This is a genomic window from Pseudomonas sp. RGM2987, assembly GCF_022952855.1.
Taxonomy (GTDB): Bacteria; Pseudomonadota; Gammaproteobacteria; order Pseudomonadales; family Pseudomonadaceae; genus Aquipseudomonas.
Genome location: NZ_JALJDX010000053.1, coordinates 1 through 4,045 on the forward strand (window position 1 = coordinate 1; position 4,045 = coordinate 4,045).

Here is a 4,045-nt window from a genome sequence, read left to right on the forward strand (position 1 = left end):
CAAAAATGGGTCTGCTGCGCAGCCCAGCGGGAGCAAGCTCCCTCGCCACAGCAAACTTACTCCCACAGGGGGGTTGTGTTTGGCATTCAGATCGCGAACGAGAGCCCAATCAAAATCGCCAGCACCACCGCCCAGCTCAACACCAACCACCGCCACGATCGCGGCGCATGGCGCAGTTCCATGAAGCCGTCGGCGATCAGCCAGGCCTTGGTCACGGCGACCGCCAGGATGGCGAGGGTGATCAGCCCGGTGGCGGCGATCTGGCCCAGGGCCACGGTTGCGGTGCTCAATGCCGCCAGGGTCATCCAGCAGGCGATCAGGATACGGGACGCCGACATGGTTGGTCCTCTCAATCGAGTATGTAGACCACGGGAAACAGCAGCACCCAGACCAGGTCTACCATGTGCCAGTACAACACCCCGGATTCCAACCCGCTGTACCGCCGCGAATCGTATCGGCGGCGCCGGCAGCCCTCGGCCAGCCAGCCAAGGATCAGCATGCCCAGCAGCACATGCAGGAAATGGAACGCCGTGAGAATCCAGTACAAGGTGAAGAAGGTGTCGCGCTCCATGCCCAGGCCGGCGCCCAGCAGATGGTCGTATTCGCTGAGCTTGAGCGTCACGTAGCCCGAAGCGAGCAACAACGCGACGCACAACAGCGTCGCGCCGCGCCGTGGCCGGTCCTGCCGGACCTGTTCCAGGGCCAGCGCGGCGAACAGCCCCGCCGTCAGCAGGCTGAGGGTCATCGCCAGGCCTGTGGAGCGGTCGAGCAGTTGCCGGCCTTCGCTGAACAGTTGCGGATACCTGGCCTGGGCGAGCGCGAACGCCAGGATCAGCAGCGCGAACACCGACAGCTCGGCGAGGATGAAAAACCACATCGCCAGGTCACCCGACAGGCACCGCGACGGGGCGGTGATCTCAGCCGAAGTGGACATCGACCACATCCATCAGCGCGGCAACGGTCTGCGGGTCGTCACTCAATGGCTCGGCCAGGCAGGCAAGGCAGGCCTGGCGCGGGTCCATGCCGGAGCCAATCATGCGTGCGGCAAAAATCAGCAGCCGGGTCGAAGCGACCTCTTCCAGGTCATGCTGATCGAGCCGGCGCAGCGCCTGGCCGAGCCGCACTACCTGGGCCGCCAGGACTATATCGACGTTGGCCTCGCGGGCGACGATGCGTTCCTCATCGGCCACTGCCGGATAATCAAAACGCATCGCCACGAAGCGCTGGCGGGTGCTGGGCTTCATGCCCTTGAGCAGGTTCTGGTAACCGGGGTTGTAAGACACCACCAGCATGAACGACGGCGGCGCCTGGAGCACTTCACCGGTGCGTTCCAGGTACAACTGCCGACGATCATCGGCCAGCGGGTGCAGCACCACCGCCGTGTCCTGGCGCGCTTCGACCACCTCGTCCAGATAACAGATGCCGCCCTCGCGCACGGCGCGGGTCAAGGGCCCGTCCTGCCACCAGGTGCCTTGCGCGCCGATCAGATGCCGGCCCACCAGGTCAGCCGCGCTCAAGTCATCGTGACAGGCGACGGTGTACAGCGGCAGTTTCAACCGATGGGCCATGTGCTGGACGAAACGGGTCTTGCCGCATCCGGTCGGCCCCTTGATCAGCACCGGCATGCCATGGCGCCAGGCCTGTTCGAACAGCGCCGGCTCGTTGTCCTGGGCTTGATAAAAAGGCGCGTCCGGCTGTTGCGGAGGGTGGATAGCGTTCATGGCAGGGCCTGCTCGGATTAATCGATTGCGCCCCACGCTACGGGGCCCTGCGACAACCTGGCAAGGGCGGCGACCGGCAAACTTGATCGCCGTCAAGCGGCTGACCACCGGCCAGGGCATAGCCTTGCAGCGCACCCAGAAGCTGCGCGCCGAAGGTCAATTTTGCAGCGCGGCACGGGTCACGCCTGAGGAGAAATGGAATGCTGATCAGCCACAAAAAATCGTCGGCGCTGACGATCACGGCTTTGTGCGCGGCACTGGCCGCGCCGTACGCCTTCGCCGACCAACCTACAGCGCCGGAGCCACCTCGCCTGGTCAAGACCGAAGGCGCCCCGGACCTGAGCCAGGCCGATTTCGACGCGGCCAAGGAAATCTATTTCCAGCGTTGCGCCGGTTGCCACGGGGTGCTGCGCAAGGGCGCCACCGGCAAGCCGCTGACCCCCGACATTACCCAGGCCCGTGGCCAGGCCTACCTGGAGGCGCTGATCACCTATGGCTCGGCCGCCGGCATGCCGAACTGGGGCACCTCCAACGCCTTGACCAAGGACCAGATCACGGTCATGGCCAAGTTCATCCAACACACCCCGCCCACCCCACCGGAATGGGGCATGGCCGAAACCCTCAAGACCTGGAAAGTCCTGGTCAAGCCCGAGGACCGGCCAAGCAAACAACTCAACTCGTTGAACCTGCAGAACCTGTTTTCGGTAACCCTGCGCGACGACGGCAAGATCGCCCTGATCGATGGCGACAGCAAGCAGATCGTCAAGCTGATCGACACCGGCTACGCGGTGCACATTTCCCGTATTTCTGCATCAGGGCGCTACCTGCTGGTGATCGGTCGGGACGCCAAGATCGACATGATCGACCTGTGGCCAAAGGAGCCGACCAAGGTCGCGCAAATCAAGGTTGGCATCGAGGCCCGCTCGGTGGAAACCTCCAAGTTCAAGGGCTACGAGGACAAGTACACCATCGCCGGTTCGTACTGGCCGCCGCAGTTCACCATCATGGACGGCGAGACCCTGGAGCCGAAGCAGATCGTCTCGACCCGCGGCATGACCGTCGACACCCAGCAGTACCACCCCGAGCCGCGTGTCGCGGCAATCATTGCATCCCATGAATGGCCGGAGTTCATCGTCAACGTCAAGGAAACCGGCAAGGTGATGCTGGTCAATTACCAGGACATCAAGAACCTCACCATCACCAACATCGACGCCGCGCCGTTCCTTCACGACGGCGGTTGGGACAGCAGTCACCGCTACTTCATGACCGCTGCCAACAACTCCAACAAGGTCGCGGTGATCGACTCCAGGGAACGCAAGCTCACCGCCCTGGTGGACGTCGGCAAGACTCCGCATCCGGGGCGCGGTGCCAACTTCAATCATCCGCTCTACGGACCGGTCTGGGCCACCAGCCACCTGGGCGATGCCGGCGTCTCGCTGATCGGCACCGACCCGGTCAAGCATCCGCAATACGCCTGGAAGCAGGTCGGTTCGCTCCAGGGCCAGGGCGGCGGTTCGCTGTTCATCAAGACCCATCCGCAGTCACGCCACCTGTATGTCGACACCACCCTGAGCCCCGACGCCAAGCTCAGCCAGTCGGTCGCGGTGTTCAACATCGACAAGCTCGACGCCGGCTACACCGTGCTGCCGATTGCCGAATACGCGGGCATCAAGAAAGGCGCCCTGCGCGTGGTGCAGCCCGAATACAACAAGGCCGGCGATGAGGTCTGGTTCTCGGTCTGGAGCGGCCAGGAAGACGAGTCGGCCCTGGTGGTCATCGACGACAAGACGCTGAAGGTCAAGAACGTGATCAAGGACAAGCGCCTGATCACGCCTACCGGGAAATTCAACGTCTACAACACTCAACACGACATCTATTGAGCCCCATCAATAAGAGGAAAAACCATGAAGCCTATTCTGATCGCACTGGCCTTGACCGCGGTATCGACCCTGCAACCGGCGCTGGCCGATGACGGACCGACACTGTTCAAGAGCAAGCCCTGCGCCGCCTGCCATTCCATCGATGCCAAGGTGGTGGGCCCGGCCCTGAAGGATGTCGCGGCGAAAAACGCCAACGTTCCGGGTGCCCAGCAAGTGCTCGCCAAGCACATCAAGGAAGGCACGCAGGGCAACTGGGGCCCGATGCCCATGCCGGCCAATCCGGTGACTGAAGAGGAAGCGAAGGTATTGGCGGCGTGGGTGTTGAGCCTCAAATAAGCCCAGACACAAAACCCTGTGGCGAGGGAGCTTGCTCCCGCTGGGCTGCGAAGCAGCCCCAACAAAGACCTTGCAACTCGGTATGTCAGGCAAAACCCAGGGGCTGCT

Annotated in this window: 5 protein-coding genes; 2 read left to right on the forward strand and 3 right to left on the reverse strand. The window is 63.2% G+C overall.

The window, feature by feature from the left end; genetic code table 11:
* Positions 1–86: 86 nt before the first annotated feature.
* The 3 genes from RGM2987_RS00390 to RGM2987_RS00400 are packed head-to-tail and all read right to left on the reverse strand — an operon-like array spanning position 87 to position 1,721.
* A complete protein-coding gene (locus RGM2987_RS00390) occupies positions 87–338 on the reverse strand; it encodes a cytochrome C oxidase subunit IV family protein (protein WP_245138139.1) in 252 nt (83 codons plus the stop codon).
* Positions 339–349: 11 nt separating this feature from the next.
* Positions 350–934 (reverse strand): cytochrome c oxidase subunit 3, encoded by a 585-nt coding sequence (locus RGM2987_RS00395; protein WP_245138140.1) that lies wholly within the window; start codon positions 932–934, stop codon positions 350–352.
* Entirely contained in the window at positions 918–1,721 is an 804-nt protein-coding gene (locus RGM2987_RS00400) for a CbbQ/NirQ/NorQ/GpvN family protein (protein ID WP_245138141.1), read from the reverse strand. Before RGM2987_RS00400 ends, RGM2987_RS00395 begins: the two co-directional genes overlap by 17 nt.
* 200 nt (positions 1,722–1,921) lie before the next feature.
* Here RGM2987_RS00400 and RGM2987_RS00405 point away from each other — a divergent pair, with 200 nt between their 5' ends.
* Positions 1,922–3,601 (forward strand): cytochrome D1 domain-containing protein, encoded by a 1,680-nt coding sequence (locus RGM2987_RS00405; protein ID WP_245138142.1) that lies wholly within the window; start codon positions 1,922–1,924, stop codon positions 3,599–3,601.
* A 24-nt stretch (positions 3,602–3,625) separates the two neighbouring features.
* The gene (locus RGM2987_RS00410; RefSeq protein WP_245138143.1) at positions 3,626–3,937 is read left to right on the forward strand and encodes a c-type cytochrome; all 312 of its coding nucleotides are present in this window, start codon (positions 3,626–3,628) and stop codon (positions 3,935–3,937) included.
* Positions 3,938–4,045 lie beyond the last annotated feature (108 nt).